This is a genomic window from Nostoc sp. DedQUE02 (assembly GCF_034531035.1).
Taxonomy (GTDB): domain Bacteria; phylum Cyanobacteriota; class Cyanobacteriia; order Cyanobacteriales; family Nostocaceae; genus Nostoc.
The window spans coordinates 24,862-41,602 of the sequence record NZ_JAVRBY020000059.1; the positions used below are offsets into that span (position 1 = coordinate 24,862).

Here is a 16,741-nt window from a genome sequence, read left to right on the forward strand (position 1 = left end):
CATCCCCTGCATTAAAAATTCTGGTGTTGCTGAATCGAGGTATGAATTTGGATGTAGAGACGTTGCAATGCAACGTCTCTACAAGGATTTTGAAATAACGCAAAATTATTTTTCATACCGCAATCAGCAACGCCAAAATTCTCTTTCATAAATTTAAGTTGAGCTAAAAAAACTTCAACCTTTCTCTGAGCATAGAATCTGACACTTAAGATCGCAAATGCTTTAAAAAAGTGCCAGTATGATCTGTGACTGACAATTTGCAATTTATTTATTGCTAAAAGGCTATTTATGTCAGACCAATTCACCTTTACCGTTACCAATAAAACCGAACTGACAATTACAGAGTTGTGGGTATCTGTCGATGATGAAGAGTGGGCTTCATTTAACTTGGGTGAGTCTGGGATTCCACCAGGTGAAACAGCAACAATTGCTTGGGCTGAATATACGAATGGTTCGCCCTGTGAATGGTACATCTCTGCTGTATTTGAAGATGAATCAGAAAGTGAGTCCGCTCTATTTAACTTCTGTAAAGAACCAGCTTTAACAATCAGATAAATTCCCACTGCGATCGCCTACGGTGGGCGTGTACGCCATCGCACTTCATAGATGATTGCATATCGACTTTAGACATAAAAACAAAAGCCCTACCTAGAAAGTATCTAACCCGCATTTCTCACAAGCTTGAGGGGATATTGGGCAGAGGGGCAGAGGGGCAGAGGGGCAGAGGGGAAAGACTTACTGCAACTGCTCCCCTGCTCTCCTGCTCCCCTGCTCCCCTGCTCCCCGCTTATTTGGGAAAGCGATCGCTCTCAACTATTTCTGTTAGATCGTAAAGACGCGAGAAATTATTGTAGAGACGGCGATTCATCGCGTCTTACCTATGATATTTTTAATACTCTTTAACAAAATTAAATTTAGTCAAAAAAAGATTGAAACTATTCTTGAATCTATATTGTGGGAGTTTGTATGACAACGCTTTAAAAAAGTGGCAGTATAATCGGTGACTGACAACCTGCAATTTATTTATAGCTAAGGGGCTATTTATGTCAGATCAATTCACCTTTACCGTTACCAATGATACCGAACAAGCAATTACAGAATTGTGGGTATCTGTCGATGATGAAGAGTGGGCTTCATTTACCTTGGACGATTCAGGGATTCCATCAGGTGAAACAGTAACAATTGCTTGGGCTGAATATACGAATGATTCGCCCTGTGAATGGTACATCTCTGCTGTATTTGAAGATGAATCAGAAACTGAGTCAGCCCTATTTAACTTCTGTGAAGAACCAGCTTTAACAATCGGCTAAATTCTACAGTGCGATCGCCTACGGTGGGCGTGTACGCCATCGCGTTTGATACATGATTGCATATCAACTCCAGACATAAAAACAAAAGCCCTACCTCGAAAGCATCTAGGTGGGGCTTGATATTAGAATTGACATGACTATTTCGCGATCGCCTTTTTGAAATTGACAATCTAGCTACTTGAGTAGACGAATAAAGCTGGCTTTGTGATTTAGCCTAATTTGTCGGGCTGAAACAGGTTTCATCCTTACTTGTTAGACAAAGCTGTTTCTGACCTAGATCGGTTTTGAATTTCACTTGATAAGTTTCGTTTTCCGCAGGCAAAGTTTTCGTGTAGTTATTCGCTCTGTCGCACGAAAAGTCACGAGTGAAAGATCCTGGAGACCAGTTAATTGTCATCGTACTGCCGCTCAGACTGGCTTTTCCTTTTCGAGATTGGAAAATTTGCTGGTTGCAGCTGCCGTTCATTACGTTCATTATTCCTGTAAATTCGACCGTTCCGTTCGGCAGAAATTGATAAGTGAAACGCGAACCGTTTGAGCCGATATATGTACCATTCGTACTTATAGCACTGTTTCCGGTACGCGTCCAAACCCATTTTCCAACTAACGACGAAATCTCTCCAACGCTACCAGATGAATCATCAGTATCATTTGAAGCAGTTTCGCCCGCGTGGGCGCTATCGTAAACAGACAGCAAAAGTTTAGCTTCTGCATCATTCGTTAAATTTCGCAATTGCCCTACAAATTCTCCGTTAAATGCCTGCCGAATCCGGTTTTGTTCCTCTTCATTCTTAGCACGAGCTTGTGTATAATTAGAAATTATATTGTCAATGCTTTTTCTAGTTCCATCTGGATCTTGGCGAAACTCATTTAATTTGATTGACTGATATTCATTGCGCTGTTCGCTAGTGAATTTAGCTGAAAATGCCCATTCGTAAAAAGCGATAACTTTATCAATATCCGATTTGTTAAGAGATTCGTTTTGAGCCGTTACTAAAACTTTACTTCCAGCAGCCTGGGCAGAAATATTTATAGTCGTTCCGTCCATCAAAACGATAGATAAAAATAAGATGGAAAAATATTTTAATTTGTTCATCATTACTTTAATTCTGTTGCCATGAAATTAATTTTCCCAGCAATTGGGGAGTTTATACGCAAGATCACACCTGTAAGTGTGTGACGCACTAGTTAGGTTGCATTAAATTAATTGTAAACGTTTAGAGGGTACAAATAAAAATAAAAACACCCAAGGCTAAATAATTCGTATTACGTTCGCAAGCTGCCAGAACTTATAAAAAGTTAGATCAAGCTATTATAAATGCACTTAATGTAGTGACTAAAAAGGACATGAGAGCTTGTCCAATATAAAAGTAATTTCTGTGCCAAATCAGGAATATCTACAATCAGAAAGCCAATTAGTTGTAGAAGCAGGTATATGTCTATTTGCTGGATAAAGTTCGATTAAAATTAAGTTGTTAATTGTTGTGATAGTACTCGCAATACAACTTCCTCTAGAGACTTATTCAAAGGTTTTGCTTGAGCATTTCGGCTTCGCTAGCTCGACTTCGCTCGGCACAAGTCAAGGCAAGTCGCTCAGTACAAGTGCGCCAACGGCAAGCTACTTCGGCTCCTTTCGGCTTCGCTAGCTCGACTTCGCTCGGCACAAGTCAAGGCAAGTCGCTCAGTACAAGTCAGTGACCACCGTAGGCATCGCATCCACTATTTCAGATTTTACGATGCCTACGGCACTAAACTACGCAATTCCTCAAAATACTTAAAGCCACCGCCTCCGCCACTTTAATACCATCGATACCGGCTGAGAGGATTCCCCCGGCGTATCCCGCGCCTTCACCAGCCGGATAAAGACCGACTGTATTTAAACTTTGATAATCCTCTTTGCGTTTAATCCGAATTGGTGATGATGTGCGGGTTTCTACCCCAGTCAACACAGCATCATCCATCGCAAATCCTTTAATTTGTTTGTCAAAAGCGGGAAGTGCTTCACGGATGGCTGCGATCGCATAATCTGGTAAACTCTGACTCAAATCACCCAAATGTACTCCCGGTGTATAAGAGGGTTTAACAGTGCCCAATGCTGTAGAGGGACGATGGTTGAGAAAGTCTCCCACTAACTGCCCTGGAGCTTCATAAGTCCCACCGCCTAATTGAAAAGCCCCTTCTTCCAAGCGCCGTTGGAAGTCAATTCCCGCCAAGGCATTCCCCGGATAATCTTCGGGGGTGATGCCGACAACGATCGCACTATTGGCATTACGCTCATTGCGAGAGTATTGGCTCATGCCATTGGTGACGACTCGCCCTGGTTCTGATGCGGCTGCAACCACTAAACCTCCCGGACACATACAAAAACTATAGACGGAACGACCATTTTGACAGTGATGAACCAGTTTGTAATCGGCAGCACCTAAAAGCTTATGACCAGCGTGAGTCCCGAAACGACATTGGTCGATGAGAGTCTGAGGGTGTTCGACCCGAAAGCCGATGGAAAAAGGTTTAGGCTCGATGTAAACTCCACGATCAAATAGCATTTGGAAGGTATCACGGGCGCTGTGACCCACCGCCAAAACTACATAATCGCTGGCGATATATTCGCCACTGGCGAGGGTGACTCCCCGCACTTGTCCATTTTCGATGTTGATATCTTCCACCCGGCTTTGAAAGCGAATTTCACCACCGAGGGATTCAATTTTGGCACGCATACTTTGGACGATTCCCACCAGTTTGAATGTGCCGATATGCGGTTTGTTGATATAAAGAATTTCCGGTGAGGCTCCGGCGTTGACGAGTTCGGTTAGCACCTTGCGCCCATAATGTTGAGGATCTTTGACTTGACTGTAGAGTTTGCCATCGGAGAATGTACCCGCCCCACCTTCGCCAAACTGGGCATTAGATTCGGGGTTGAAGTCTGATTTTTTCTTCCAAAAACCAAAAGTATCAGCAGTGCGATCGCGGACTTGTTTGCCACGTTCTAAAATGATCGGACAAAAGCCCATTTGCGCCAGCATCAAACCCGCAAACAAGCCACAAGGCCCAGTACCAATGACGATGGGGCGAATCTTCAAATTGCTCGGTGCTTTTGCCACTGGGCGATAACTCATGTCTGGAGTCACCATCACATGAGGATCTTTTTTCAGGCGCTTGAGTAGATGAGTTTCCTGAGTCGTTTCTACATCCAGAATATAAACAAGGGTAATCTCTCCTTTCTTACGGGCATCGTAGCTACGCTTGAAAATGGAATAGCTGATCAAATCTTCGTCCGTGATTTGCAGCTTTTTGAGGATGGCTGTCTTAATCTCATCTTCAGGATGATCAAGCGGGAGCTTTACTTCTGTTAGTCGTAACATAGCGAGGAGAAATGCATACTGTCTATCAAAATCTTAATCAAAATTACTATGGCGCGGCTGATTTACTTTCGAGGCTTAAACGAAACGTGAGTTCGATAAACCTCTCCCTGCCTTGAACTTTAGTTCAAGTCTGTCTCTCTCCGAGTCGGAGCTACGGTGTACACACAAATCCTAAAAACCTAGCTTGATTAGGCTTAACTCATTCTCATACAAAGTATCGGAACGAGAGAAATAGCATTGTCAGTCGATGCAATGCCATTGTTATTCGATGCAATGCCATTGTTATTCGATGCAATGCCATTGTTATTCGATGCAATGTCATTGTTATTCGACGCAATGCCATTGTTATTCGACGCAATGTCATTGTTATTCGATGCAATGCCATTGTCAGTCGATGCAATGCCATTGTTAGTCGATGCAATGCCATTGCAGCTTAAGAAACTTGTGTGTATACCGTAGCCGAGTCGGAGAGGGACGGTTTTGCGTAGTAAAACCAGGGAGAGGTCTTTTTATGATGGCTAATTCGATAGATAAGATATTATGTCGCGTTAAACAAGACTAACAGCCGCCTCTAACATTCGTATTGTCCCAAGTTCAGCATTTATTTCCACTTCTACACCGATTGGCAAAGTAAATTTATCCTTAATATGACCAATCATTGAACCGTACCAAGCAGGAATACCTAAAGGGAGTATGTGTTGTTGCAATACTTGGATTAATGTAAATGATGGTTCATCTCCAAGACTACATTTAGTGCATTGCCCAAAGATAAAGCCAGCAATTTGATTAAGTATTCCAGCAGTTTTTAATTGCGTCAGCATCCTATCTATACGATAAACATCCTCGTCAACTTCTTCCACAAACAGAATGCTTTTGTTCCAAGAAGGTAGGTAAGGTGAACCTACCATTGCTGATAAAACTGATAAGTTTCCACCCACAAGTTTACCTGTAGCTTTTCCCGGTGCTATTATCTCTATCCGCACTTCGCTAGGGTTGAGATTTTGCATAGTCACTGCTTCAGCATTAAATAGGATGCGCTTGAAGTAATCCACTGTAAATTGATTCCAGGTAGACGTAGCAACTGGCCCATGAAAAGTAATCATCTGACTACGGGCATTAATTGCTAACAACAGCGTCGTAATATCGCTGTAACCGATGATAATTTTCGGATGGGAGCCGATTAGCGAGTAGTTGAGTAGGGGTAAAATTCGATTACAACCCCAACCACCACGCATAGGAATAATTGCTTTGATGGTGCGATCGCCAAACATCGAGTTTACATCATCAGCGCGATCGCCGTCTTTACCAGCTAAATAGCCATAACCGTCTAAAATATGCTTCCCCAGCTTGACTTTTAACCCTAACTGTGAAATTGATTGCTGCGCTGCTTCGATATCTTTAGCGTCAACAATACCCGCAGGGGAAATCAATCCTACGGTATCCCCAGCTTGCAGGCGGGGTGGCTTGCGGCTGGTGTTTGTGGATAGTTTACCTTCAGCTGTAAGTGGTGATATCTGGGTGGCTAGGGTAGCTAGTCCACAGGTTGTAAGAAATTGCCGACGTTTAATAGTCATAACCATTCAGTTGGGGATTAGGGGTTGGGATAGTGACGAATTTTAATAGGTTATAGCAACGCCTAAATCATTCATAAAAAGTTAGATCCCCGACTTCTTTTAGAAGTCGGGGATCTGGACACCGAGAATTTTCACAAATAGAATAAGATTGCTATATATAAATTTTGATTGACTAATTTTACTCATTAATCATACGGCGAAGATCATCAAGAGGCGACTCTAGTTCGGTGATTTCTGAATTGTTGCTGTTAGTTATTTGTATATCTTCCTCTTCAATATAAAATTCGACGCTTATTTTAATTTTAACTTTCCCCTTTTTCCAGCTTGGAGAACCTAGTGTTAAAATTTCGCAATCTTTACCCTTCTGAAACCAATTCATATTCGGAGATTCTTTTATATGTATTCCTTTGCTACTTAATTCTTGATTAAATCTATATTCTAACGTGGAGTTAAATGAGGTATCTATTGCTTGTTTCAATTTACCAACTTTATATGTGTTGTCTCCAAAGTCCAAAACATCACCATCGCTGCACTGTATTGGCTTGAATTCATCTTGCATATCAACCTCAATTTTTTAAATTTCTACTTTACGCAGAACTGTAGTTAGTGAGTGTTAAAACACTCACTAACAGCTACAATTATCTCAAAGATGATTTGAGATTAAAATTCTCATACCACATTTGAAACCAAAAATTCATTATTAGCAAGCTTATCAATAGGCTTAAGCAAATCACCAATTACAGGTAAAAGATGGTCAGATAATTGCATTGACTGTAAACAACTATTGATACTAGATGCTGCTGAATTATATGCTGTAATCTTTTCTTCAACAGCATTCAATAATCGTCGGTTATTCGCAATTTTTTCTTCAGCTTCTTGTTCCAATGTTTTCTCTAAATAAGCACGGGCTTGTGGATATTGCTGTAAAATTTCATCTGCTTGCTGTTCTACCTTTGGTAACAGTTGGGTTTTGAGAGTTTGAGTAATAGTTTGACGAAAAGATTTACGAATAGTTTGGGAAACTTTTGGTTCAAAATCTAACTTCAATAATTGTCTAATTGCTGGTTCTGCTTCTACGATACTTTCAGCGTCGTAACCTTGAGAAGTTTGTAATAGAGTTTGGCGAAATTGATATATAGAAAAAGTTCCTTCATCATAAAATCTAGGACTTTCTCGCACAAAGCGATCGCACTCTACACTAGCTGCACTAACTAATGCTTGAGTAACTCCTTTTTCTAAACTTCTCATCTCTTGTTCAATGCCACCATCATGATCTAATAAACGATACAACTGGCGATAATATTCGGAATTGCGAATTTTTTCAATCAACCTCTGGAAATAATTTGCCACTACTTGCTGAGAAGATTCAACTAAAATATCTTCTAATTGATTTGCTAAGTAATAAAATGCCTCTACTAAAATAGCAATTAAAGGTGCAGTAGCGTTGCGAGGATGGCTGATGGTTGCACGTCGATAAGCATAAGCTACAGAAAAAGTATCTAGCAATTCATCTAGACGGCGAATCATTCGTGATTGCAATTGCTTAAAATCTGCTTCAAAAGCATCACAAGAATTATTAATTATATGGTTAACTTCTTCTGTGATATGCTCATGAAATTCTTTACCAATTTGCTGGAGTTGCTGATTCAGGCGTTGCAATTCTTGCGCCTTCATCGTCTCAATTTCTTGGGGCTGACTATCTAAACTGCGTTGGACATTCTGATAATGTTTCTTCAGTTTAATACAAATATCTTCTAAATCATCAGCAAGATTTTTAAATAACTGTGGGCGTTTTTCTTCTGTTAGATAGCGAGTAATTGCTGTACGAAATTCCTCAGTTCCACTATCTTTAATTATTTGTTCTATGAGTTCATTTCCCCAATCTCCCAGAATCCGCACATAATTTTGATTGGGGGTTTCAAAACCATTAACTGAGACACGGAATTTAGTAGAAGACAGCTTTCCTGAATTTACACAGTAGTTGTTAAACGCATAGACAAATTGTGGCGTTTCTTCTTTACCATCTAAACCTTTAATACTTTCGGCAAAAACAGAATCTAAACCAAATCTATCTTGTTTGCTTGTCTGTTTAAGCTGACTGCCGTAGAATCCTAATAATCCACTGGTTTTATAAACTTTGCTTGAATTGCGAAATTGCCCACTAATTAAATCGTCTAATCGTTGCCGAAGCTGGGTATTATACCAAGTTTCATCGATCCGGTTGAAGACATAAAAAACGCGATCGCGTACTCCTGTGTTTTCCCGCATTAACTCCAAAAGTTCTGTTTCTTCTTTTGTCATGTCACCTGCTGAAGCAGGTTTTAGGACACATACCACCGCCGAAGTATCAGGATGTTGAATTTTGGCATAAGTTAGTTGTGCATCTTTCTCCACAGGTGCATCGATACCCGGCGTGTCAATAATCACATTTCCATCTTGTAGCAGAGGATGGTTACAGTAATATTCTATTCGCTTCAATACTGCACTATTACTGCCACGACGGGCATATCCAGCCGCTTCCTTGAGATTAGAGAAGTTAAATTGCTCCATTGAGTATGTAGCATTATTAACCGTGTTGATGCGATCGCGGTTTGCCATATATCCCTCTAGCAACAACATTAATGCCTTCGCCTGTTTTGCACGTTCTGATTGACTCTCACCCCCTTCCTGCTGAATAATCACTTCAGAACCTTGATGTAGCAAGTTAATTACATCAGCTTGATTAATATTAGGTACTGTCTTAAATCCTAGTTGCTTACACAAATAAACTACTTGTTCTCGAATTTCTGCTTCACTTAAAAACGTCAAAACGACACGTTCTTGATCTATTTCCGCATACTCGATTTTGCATTCTGTACCTGTAGCGTGTCCCTCTGCACTGTAGAGTAATTCCCTTTCTAATAGTGCATTGATTAGCATTGATTTCCCAGCACTAAATGCACCCGCAAATACAATTTCAAATTTGGGAGAAATCGCCTTACTTAAAGAAGTTCGTACAGGTGTAATATCTTGGGAACGTAGCGTTGGTTCTTGCTGCAAAAGTTGTAATATAGACTCAACTTGCTCTTTCAAATTTTGGCACTGAAGCGGTAAATCTGACATATTCGGCATCCTGACAATATTTATCTATATATTAGTAATATTTATTGTCCTGACGGTTCAGTAAAATTCCTGAGAATTTTTATGCCGTCTAACTGCAACTAATTAATACTTATTGACTAATGAAAGTTTTTGCAATCAGATTGAAACCCCACGACGATTTAAAACAAAGCTTAAAGAATTTTGTCAAACAGGAAGACATCAAAGCAGGGTTTATATTCAATACTTCTTGATTAAGTATTTTTAATTCGGAATCGGGTTTTGGGAAAAGGTTAAGCGCTATTGGTAGTCTAGAAGAAGCAAAAATTCGCTTTACTGATCACTGAGCGAGAAGGCAAAACTATCGGTGGACATCTCGACGATGGATGCATTATCTACACAACTGCTGAAATAGTTATTGATGCGAGTGAAGAATTTATTTTTAATAGAGTTTTTGACCAACAAACAGGTTATCAAGAACTAGAAGTTATACCTGACCATTTATAAATATGGTCGCATTACAATACAACTGATAAGATTTATCTGAATTCGCTATAAAGATGCACTTAATATCTATCAAACAAACTGTTAAGTACGTCAAGTACCCTAAGAGAGAAAGAGTAATTATTAAGTGCAAGCTTAGGGAAAAATGATACCAGGGTTATCGACTATTTATCTTCTTAGATTGGCGAACACCACACAAATATTAACATTATATAAAGTACTATAGAGATAGAATAGAAAATGGTTAAAAGCTATTGCTAGCTACAAGATTGTTGTGCTTACGGTCAGAGTAAAACAAAATCTTTAAGTCGGCATTGTTGTTAGACAAAATTAAAATGTAATTTGTTATGCAACCTTCTCTGCCTCTTGCTGGCTTAAATATTCTTGTAGTTGAAGATGATGATGATATTCGCTTTTTTATTACTACAGTATTAGAAGCAGATGGAGCCACCATTGTAGCAGTTCCATCTGCACCAGAAGCACGGGAAGTATTACCCCAGATGCAACCTGATGTTTTAATTTGTGATATAGGTATGCCTGGAGAAGATGGCTACACTTTTATCCGAAAAATACGGGCACTGAAGCCAGATATGGGTGGAAAAGTTCCAGCTATTGCCTTAACTGCTTATAGCGATAGCGAGAATCGAATTCGCGCTTTGGAAGCCGGCTTTCAGACTCATGTATCTAAACCAGTCTCTCCAGGAGAACTAGTTGAGATTGTTGCTAATTTGTTTGCTTCTTGTAATTGGTAATAAATCATATTTTTACCTCTTTTGAGGCACTAATACAGGCAGTTCACGAACATCAGCTACGAATTTGGCGTGTTGTCCAACAGTCAAAACATTAAACTGACTAGATATAATTTCTAAACTTTTGTTCACTATTGCCAGCTTTTTGTAAGTAGGAACACTCATCCCAGGGAAAAACGATAGTTCTGGCACATCCTCTTGACTTACAAAGTCTGTAGGATGGAGTAACAAAGAAGGTTGGACGCGTGTAAGTTTACACAGCCACAGAGCAATTCGCAGGTAGAGTAACGCCACTTCCGAAGAAAATGTACTCAGATACATTATGTAACTGAAGTGAATTGGCACTTTGAAAATTGGCATGGTGGTAACAGGAATCTCAGTCAGTTTATCCTTACCCAGATGCCATTGGTAAGGTTTTAGAGGCTGTAAACCCTCTTTAAAACCACCAAACAGCGCTTCCCGTTTCTTACGTTCTTCCTTGCTCAATTTGCAAGTCATTAAATAATAAGCTCGTGCTATGGGCCCCAAAAATGTGGGAAAAGTCGAAGCATCATATTCGTATCCACGTCGTGCTAAAACTTTCAATACTGCGGGAGAAAAACTGTATCCAGGGCCCCGGAAGCCGATAGGATGTTGATGAGTGACGCGCTTGATATGTTTTTCGGCAAGGGCCACCTCTTCTTCAATTTCATTCTCTGAATACAGATGTAGCCAAGGATCGTGATAAAATGAATGATTGCCAATTTCGTGACCGGCATTAGCGATCGCTTGTATTGCCTTAGTATTCTTTTCTAGGGCTGCATCCTGACCCACAATGAATACTGTGATTGTCAAATCCCATTGCTGGAGAATATCTAAGAAACGAGGTACTGCAATATCCAGATAAGAGGGAAAAGTCTCCCAACCTGAAGCGCCCTGGTTTTTTAAATAAGACCAAATATTATCCAAGTCTAAAGAGAGACTGGCTATTGGTCTTTTTCCTTTTGGCTTGGTTTTCATTATGAGTTCAAGTATTTGGACAATTTTAAGAGGAAATTATAATGTTAAATTTGGGCTTTATCGGTCAAGTTTCATAGTTCGACTAATAAGAGAAACCTGAAACCAGAAGGTTTACTGCTCCTCATTTTCAAAATCAAGACTTAATCAGCTTTTCGGACAAATTTTTACCCTGATACTTAAATTATTAGTAATCAATATATCATAACTAAGACACATTTAAACTTATACAACTAAGTATAAGTAAGTTTTAGCGTAGGCGTAGCCGGCATTTCGGCTACGCGGAAATCGAGCGACTTGCACTGAGTTTCGACTACGCTCAACTATCGCGGCGTCGAAGTGAGTCGAGATTCAATGACCAACGCTCAGTGACCGTCGCAGACATTGCGTTAATAAATATAGAAATTATTCCTGATTTGGATGCTAAGTTTAAATTATTACCTAGCCCGGATTTCTCAGAAATAGAAAAAAATTGTTTATCCCATCTCGATCGCAGAGATTTTTTCGATACTACAATTGAGCAAAAAGAAAAAATAAGTATAAATAGGTAAGATTTAACAAAATAACTTACTTGTATGAGATTTGGTGCAGCTTCACAAATAAACGGTATAACCTGAATAATCAGGTAATTCAGGTTGATTTTGCGATCGCCTGAAAGAGGAGAAAAAGCCAATGTCGCTCACTCCTGTTAGTCAGCATTGGCTAATAGGAGTGCAATTGCGATCGCAAGACCCGACTAGGCAATATGCTCTCGGATTTAACGAAGTTGAACTGTAGTATTTCTTAACTTCTACTTACTATTTTGATGAAATACCCAGTTAACTATCTGTCATATCTGTCGTCTCTATCATATCTGCCGTCTCTGTCATATCTGTCATCTCTATCATATCTGCCGTCTCTGTCATATCTGTCATATCTGTCGTTTCTACGACCGCCAACTGAAAACTCAGCTCGGCAACCATTTTTCACCCAAATACGATTTCTTCTATAGCCCCAATTTCCTCTACAAGTGGCGTTAGACAATTGCCTGACAAGCCTTACTCTACCTCTTGTATTTACCGAACAAGTATTCCTTTGATTATTCTGGCTTGAACAAGTTATTATTTCCTGAGCTGAAGCTGGGGTAGCAATACCCAAAAGTGTACCTGCACTAAGACTGGCAACTAGAAAGGTGGCAGCAATTATGGGAAGTCGCATAATCATATAAAATGTTAGATTTCTTTCAGATTTAAGAGAGAAAAACTATATTTTATTGTAGCGAATTGCATTAAGAGCCAATGTATGAAATCAGATTAAATGCAAATATTCTTTGCATTAGTAACCTCATTAAACACAACAGTCTCAAGACCATCACAACTTAGACCAAGCGCAGTTGCAGCACCGCCAATTCCACCACAGATATGGAAAGCCGCAACACCTAATGTCGGTCATTTGCTTCAGAGGTTGGAGTTTCAACTTCCAAGTTGTTCCCCTGCTTCTTGACTGAAAAATCCGGCTCATTGTTACTACTTTGAGCAAGACCAGCAGCACCCGCAATGGCGGTTCCTGCAAGTCCAAGTCCAGCAGACCATTTGGCATCAGTGATATTTGGCGAGACTACAACAGCAACACCAATGACCGCTCCAACAGTTGCCATAAATATGGGAGTTATAGCTTGAATTACTTCTGGGGTGAGAGATTTCATATAGGTAGATGATAAAATTGGTTGGGTTCGTGACGGAGCAGCGCCAAAACTTGACAAAATTCTGATTGATGATGCATGGTACGCCATAATTTGCGTCAAGTTTTTTGGATATGTCCAGTCCTGTTCTTAGTGTCTGTCAACTGGGTCAGAGGCTGAGGTTTCAACTTGCAAGTTGTCTCCCTGCTTTTTCACTGAAAAGTCCGCCTCATGTTTGCCATTTTGAGCTAGTCCAGCAGCAGCAGCAATGGCGGTTCCTGCAAATCCAAGTCCAGCAGACCATTTGCTAGGCTCAGTGATTTTTGGCGAAACTAAAACAGTAACAGCAATGACGCCGCCAATAGTTGCCATAAACATGGGGGTTACAGCTCGAATTACTTCTGGGGTGAAAGATTTCATAAGGTAGATTAGAAAATTTGTTTGGTTCGTCAGGTAAATACACGGTGTCAAATTCCAATTCCAGAATATGACCAAAACTTCGTATACGAATTATTTACTGACAAAGCATAACGAATAGACCTCTTGCAAAAATATATTTTTCTACTCTTAGGGTAAAGGTTAAAGGGGAAGGATTTGGAGTTTCTTTACCCTTTTCCCCTTCACCTTTACCCCGACTTTTGCCAAGAAGTCTAATGCTTTCGTTGGCAGCTTAGATTAAACTAGCGATCGCTTCTACTAGTTCTTCGGGATCTATCGGTTTGGATAAGTGTCTTTGAAAACCTGCTTCTAGAGCTTGTTTTTGATCAGATTCTCCAGCATAAGCTGTCAGTGCGATCGCTTTTATCTGTCCGCCTTGTTCTTTTGGCCAAGTTCTTAGCTGACGGATAAGCGTATATCCGTCCATCTCTGGCATGGCGATATCACACACTAGAATATCTGGCGGAGATTGTTTTAATATCTTTAATGCCTCACTGGCGGATGCGGTGGCTGTTACTTCTGCACCATACTGTTGGATTATGAATACCAGTAGTTCTCGTGTATCTTCCTCATCCTCTACTGTCAGCACCCGCACGCCGCGTAAATTTAACGAAATTTTAGGTAAACTTTTATCTTGATTTGGTTGTAAAACTGTAGTGATGAGCGGGAATTTAACTGTAAAGGTTGCTCCTTGGTCTTCTCCTTTGCTGTCGGCGTGAACTGTACCACCGTGCATTTCTACAATGTGTCGGACAATTGCTAATCCTAATCCCAAGCCGCCAAAATTGCGTGTTGTGGCGCTATCAGCTTGACGGAATGTTTCAAACACATAAGGTAAAAACTCTGGTGTAATCCCCTTGCCTGTATCGCTAACTTGAATCTGAATGTCGGTATTGGTAGACTCTAATTTGATTTTTACCTCGCCGCCAGTTGGGGTAAACTTTACCGCATTAGTAAGTAAATTCCACACCACTTGTTGCAGGCGACTAGCATCACCCATAAAAGGCTGGACATCTGGTGCAATCTCGGTGTGAATTTGAATCGATTTAGCTTCTGCTGCTAAAGCGACTGTTTCATTGGCAGCTGCAATAGTTGCAGCTAAATCAACTGAAGAAATGTTCAGCGTTAATTTGCCTTGCAGAATGCGGGAGACATCTAATAAATCAGCGATGAGTTGAGTTTGTAATTTAGCATTGCGTTCGATTGTTTCTAAAGCGATCGCTTTTTTCTCCTCACTTAATTGGCGAGTCCGCAGCAATTTTATCCAGCCAAGTATCGGATTTAGCGGCGATCGCAATTCATGAGACAACACCGCCAAAAATTCATCTTTAATACGGTTGGCAGTTTCGGCTGCTTCTCGTGCAGCTTGTTCGCGTAGCAATAATTCTTCGCGTTCTTCTTCGGCTCGTCTGCGTGCTGTTACATCAATTGCGACTCCTCCCACCAGAATTTGCCCAGATAAATGAGCAATGGGGAATTTATAAACGAGAAAATCGCCTATTGTGCCATCCAGACGAGGTGCCATTTCAATTGTCTCTAAAACCTGATTAGTTTTAACGACTGTTTGAATGTTGTTTAAGAATTGTGTGCCAATCTCAATATCAAACAGTTCAAATACATGTTTGCCGATCGCATCTTGAGTAAATAGCTGAAAAGTATTTACATAAGTCGGACTAAGGTAAATAATTTGACCATTTGTATCTGTAATCCAAGCAGCAGCAGGACTATGTGCCATGAATGCCTGAAAGCGTTCCTCGCTTTCTCGCCGCACCTCTTCGGCTTGCTTGCGCTCACTAATGTCAATGTTGACTCCTAAAAAACGTTCGGCAAGTCCCTTGGCATCTCGGATAATTTGTCCTTTCGATGCTACCCAAATAACTGTGTTATCTCTGCGGACAACGCGAAATTCATCGTAATATTCCTTACCTTCAGCTAATACTTTTTCTACTCCTTCCATAACCTGTGGGCGATCATCAGGATGGATAAAATCAACCCAAGGTTTCACACCAGGTTCTTCTGTACCTATTTCCAACCCCAAAATCTCCCAGATTCCTTCCGACCAAGATACCTCACCAGTACGTACATTCCACTCCCAAGTGCCAATTTTTCCTGCTCTTTGTGCCAGTCGGAGGCGTTGTTCGCTTTGTCGCAATGCTTGTTCCGTTTGCTTGCGTTCGCGTAGCGCGGCTTGCTGTTCGCTAATATCACGAGATACAGCAATTACACCTGCGATCGCTTGCTCAGGACTATATAAAGGAGCCAAAATATATTCGTAACAATGTATTCCATCAACGGTATTATATTCAGTCTCTGCTCTGATGGGTTGCCCCGCGCTCATTACTGTTTCTCGTTGGGTGTCTACCTGACGCATCGTAGTAAACATTTCTGCGGCAAAATCACATTCTTGCCAAGTCTTACCGACTATATCCTCTGGCTGACAACCTAAAACCGCAGCACCGCCTTCACTGACATACTGATAACGACCATGCGGATCAAAAATATAAATATGATCTACCGAGGCAGAGAGAATGGCATTTAAGATATTGGCTTGATGTTGCACCTGGCTCATCAACTTACGTGTGCGTTCTTCTGTCTGCTTGCGTTCAGTAATATTCAAAAATGCAGCTACCGATCCTCTAGGATTACCCTGTTCATCAATTAAGGGAGCAGCATAACCAAATAAATTAAATATAGTGCCATCACCGCGAACAATATCAACTTCTGTGCCTTTGACTTCTGTATTATGAATAGCTGCATAACGTAGCGGATATTCTTCTGTTGAGAGTTCCTTTCCCTGCCGCAAAATTTTGTAAGATGGAGGCGGGACATTAACGGGAGTAGAGGAAACATTAGCTTCAGGCGAAATCCCTAAAATTTCAGCAAATGCTGGGTTAGATTTTACCTCCTTAAATTCCATATCTTCCGCGATCACAATGCCAATAGGAATTAACTCAAATAAAGTTTGCATATTTTGGCTTACAGAAGCGATCGCTATCAGGACTTACGCAACTGGCACAGCGTGATCGCTATTTTATAGTATTTATGTACTATATAAAGTGGCTGACCCATA

Annotated in this window: 18 protein-coding genes; 6 read left to right on the forward strand and 12 right to left on the reverse strand. The window is 40.6% G+C overall.

What is annotated here, in order from left to right:
• Positions 1–11 precede the first annotated feature (11 nt).
• Positions 12–149 carry a hypothetical protein gene (locus tag RMX98_RS29370; protein WP_322679448.1) on the reverse strand — a complete coding sequence of 46 codons (138 nt, stop codon included), beginning with the start codon at positions 147–149 and terminating at the stop codon, positions 12–14.
• A 139-nt stretch (positions 150–288) separates the two neighbouring features.
• Here RMX98_RS29370 and RMX98_RS29375 point away from each other — a divergent pair, with 139 nt between their 5' ends.
• Positions 289–555, forward strand: a complete 267-nt coding sequence (locus RMX98_RS29375; RefSeq protein WP_322679449.1) for a hypothetical protein — start codon at positions 289–291, stop codon at positions 553–555.
• A 488-nt stretch (positions 556–1,043) separates the two neighbouring features.
• On the forward strand, positions 1,044–1,310 hold the full coding sequence (locus RMX98_RS29380) for a hypothetical protein (RefSeq protein ID WP_322679450.1): 267 nt from the start codon (positions 1,044–1,046) through the stop codon (positions 1,308–1,310).
• Between the two features lie 214 nt (positions 1,311–1,524).
• On the opposite strand, the gene RMX98_RS29385 is transcribed toward RMX98_RS29380, so the two are convergent.
• From RMX98_RS29385 to RMX98_RS29395, 3 genes are all read right to left on the reverse strand, one after another.
• Entirely contained in the window at positions 1,525–2,409 is an 885-nt protein-coding gene (locus tag RMX98_RS29385; RefSeq protein WP_322679451.1) for a hypothetical protein, read from the reverse strand.
• Between the two features lie 424 nt (positions 2,410–2,833).
• On the reverse strand, positions 2,834–2,974 hold the full coding sequence (locus RMX98_RS29390; protein WP_322679452.1) for a hypothetical protein: 141 nt from the start codon (positions 2,972–2,974) through the stop codon (positions 2,834–2,836).
• Positions 2,975–3,058: 84 nt separating this feature from the next.
• Positions 3,059–4,672, reverse strand: coding sequence for an NAD(P)/FAD-dependent oxidoreductase (locus RMX98_RS29395; protein ID WP_322679453.1), 1,614 nt, complete (start codon positions 4,670–4,672; stop codon positions 3,059–3,061).
• A gap of 237 nt (positions 4,673–4,909) precedes the next feature.
• Between RMX98_RS29395 and RMX98_RS29400 the strand changes: the two genes are divergently transcribed.
• Positions 4,910–5,131, forward strand: a complete 222-nt coding sequence (locus tag RMX98_RS29400) for a hypothetical protein (RefSeq protein ID WP_322676357.1) — start codon at positions 4,910–4,912, stop codon at positions 5,129–5,131.
• Between the two features lie 89 nt (positions 5,132–5,220).
• Here RMX98_RS29400 and RMX98_RS29405 read toward each other — a convergent pair whose 3' ends face one another.
• The 3 genes from RMX98_RS29405 to RMX98_RS29415 form a co-directional block, all read right to left on the reverse strand.
• Entirely contained in the window at positions 5,221–6,246 is a 1,026-nt protein-coding gene (locus RMX98_RS29405; protein WP_322676356.1) for an LD-carboxypeptidase, read from the reverse strand.
• Between the two features lie 178 nt (positions 6,247–6,424).
• Positions 6,425–6,805, reverse strand: a complete 381-nt coding sequence (locus RMX98_RS29410; protein ID WP_322676355.1) for a KGK domain-containing protein — start codon at positions 6,803–6,805, stop codon at positions 6,425–6,427.
• A gap of 110 nt (positions 6,806–6,915) precedes the next feature.
• Positions 6,916–9,348, reverse strand: a complete 2,433-nt coding sequence (locus RMX98_RS29415; protein WP_322676354.1) for a dynamin-like GTPase family protein — start codon at positions 9,346–9,348, stop codon at positions 6,916–6,918.
• Positions 9,349–9,467: 119 nt separating this feature from the next.
• On the opposite strand from RMX98_RS29415, the gene RMX98_RS29420 reads away from it, so the two are divergent.
• Positions 9,468–9,578 carry a PCC domain-containing protein gene (locus tag RMX98_RS29420; RefSeq protein WP_409881102.1) on the forward strand — a complete coding sequence of 37 codons (111 nt, stop codon included), beginning with the start codon at positions 9,468–9,470 and terminating at the stop codon, positions 9,576–9,578.
• 597 nt (positions 9,579–10,175) lie between these two features.
• The gene (locus RMX98_RS29425) at positions 10,176–10,580 is read left to right on the forward strand and encodes a response regulator (RefSeq protein WP_322676353.1); all 405 of its coding nucleotides are present in this window, start codon (positions 10,176–10,178) and stop codon (positions 10,578–10,580) included.
• A 12-nt stretch (positions 10,581–10,592) separates the two neighbouring features.
• Here RMX98_RS29425 and RMX98_RS29430 read toward each other — a convergent pair whose 3' ends face one another.
• Positions 10,593–11,576, reverse strand: a complete 984-nt coding sequence (locus tag RMX98_RS29430; protein ID WP_322676352.1) for a polysaccharide deacetylase family protein — start codon at positions 11,574–11,576, stop codon at positions 10,593–10,595.
• 365 nt (positions 11,577–11,941) lie between these two features.
• Between RMX98_RS29430 and RMX98_RS29435 the strand changes: the two genes are divergently transcribed.
• Positions 11,942–12,124, forward strand: a complete 183-nt coding sequence (locus RMX98_RS29435; RefSeq protein WP_322676351.1) for a hypothetical protein — start codon at positions 11,942–11,944, stop codon at positions 12,122–12,124.
• A 271-nt stretch (positions 12,125–12,395) separates the two neighbouring features.
• Here RMX98_RS29435 and RMX98_RS29440 read toward each other — a convergent pair whose 3' ends face one another.
• The 4 genes from RMX98_RS29440 to RMX98_RS29455 form a co-directional block, all read right to left on the reverse strand.
• Positions 12,396–12,776, reverse strand: a complete 381-nt coding sequence (locus tag RMX98_RS29440) for a DUF3011 domain-containing protein (RefSeq protein WP_409881983.1) — start codon at positions 12,774–12,776, stop codon at positions 12,396–12,398.
• A gap of 214 nt (positions 12,777–12,990) precedes the next feature.
• Complete coding sequence (locus RMX98_RS29445; protein ID WP_322676349.1) at positions 12,991–13,344, reverse strand: hypothetical protein; 354 nt, start codon at positions 13,342–13,344, stop codon at positions 12,991–12,993.
• Between the two features lie 39 nt (positions 13,345–13,383).
• A complete protein-coding gene (locus tag RMX98_RS29450) occupies positions 13,384–13,653 on the reverse strand; it encodes a hypothetical protein (protein ID WP_322676348.1) in 270 nt (89 codons plus the stop codon).
• A 250-nt stretch (positions 13,654–13,903) separates the two neighbouring features.
• Entirely contained in the window at positions 13,904–16,639 is a 2,736-nt protein-coding gene (locus RMX98_RS29455) for a PAS domain S-box protein (protein ID WP_322676347.1), read from the reverse strand.
• Positions 16,640–16,741: the final 102 nt, after the last annotated feature.

Coding starts and splice junctions, on each gene's coding strand:
- RMX98_RS29450 (WP_322676348.1), bottom strand. CDS start 13,653: ATGAAATCTTTCACCCCAGAAGTAATTCGAGCTGTAACCCCCATGTTT.
- RMX98_RS29430 (WP_322676352.1), bottom strand. CDS start 11,576: ATGAAAACCAAGCCAAAAGGAAAAAGACCAATAGCCAGTCTCTCTTTA.
- RMX98_RS29410 (WP_322676355.1), bottom strand. CDS start 6,805: ATGCAAGATGAATTCAAGCCAATACAGTGCAGCGATGGTGATGTTTTG.
- RMX98_RS29415 (WP_322676354.1), bottom strand. CDS start 9,348: ATGTCAGATTTACCGCTTCAGTGCCAAAATTTGAAAGAGCAAGTTGAG.
- RMX98_RS29395 (WP_322679453.1), bottom strand. CDS start 4,672: ATGTTACGACTAACAGAAGTAAAGCTCCCGCTTGATCATCCTGAAGAT.
- RMX98_RS29455 (WP_322676347.1), bottom strand. CDS start 16,639: ATGCAAACTTTATTTGAGTTAATTCCTATTGGCATTGTGATCGCGGAA.
- RMX98_RS29425 (WP_322676353.1), top strand. CDS start 10,176: ATGCAACCTTCTCTGCCTCTTGCTGGCTTAAATATTCTTGTAGTTGAA.
- RMX98_RS29370 (WP_322679448.1), bottom strand. CDS start 149: ATGAAAGAGAATTTTGGCGTTGCTGATTGCGGTATGAAAAATAATTTT.
- RMX98_RS29385 (WP_322679451.1), bottom strand. CDS start 2,409: ATGATGAACAAATTAAAATATTTTTCCATCTTATTTTTATCTATCGTT.
- RMX98_RS29375 (WP_322679449.1), top strand. CDS start 289: ATGTCAGACCAATTCACCTTTACCGTTACCAATAAAACCGAACTGACA.
- RMX98_RS29440 (WP_409881983.1), bottom strand. CDS start 12,776: ATGATTATGCGACTTCCCATAATTGCTGCCACCTTTCTAGTTGCCAGT.
- RMX98_RS29420 (WP_409881102.1), top strand. CDS start 9,468: ATGAAAGTTTTTGCAATCAGATTGAAACCCCACGACGATTTAAAACAA.
- RMX98_RS29405 (WP_322676356.1), bottom strand. CDS start 6,246: ATGACTATTAAACGTCGGCAATTTCTTACAACCTGTGGACTAGCTACC.
- RMX98_RS29380 (WP_322679450.1), top strand. CDS start 1,044: ATGTCAGATCAATTCACCTTTACCGTTACCAATGATACCGAACAAGCA.
- RMX98_RS29445 (WP_322676349.1), bottom strand. CDS start 13,344: ATGGCGTACCATGCATCATCAATCAGAATTTTGTCAAGTTTTGGCGCT.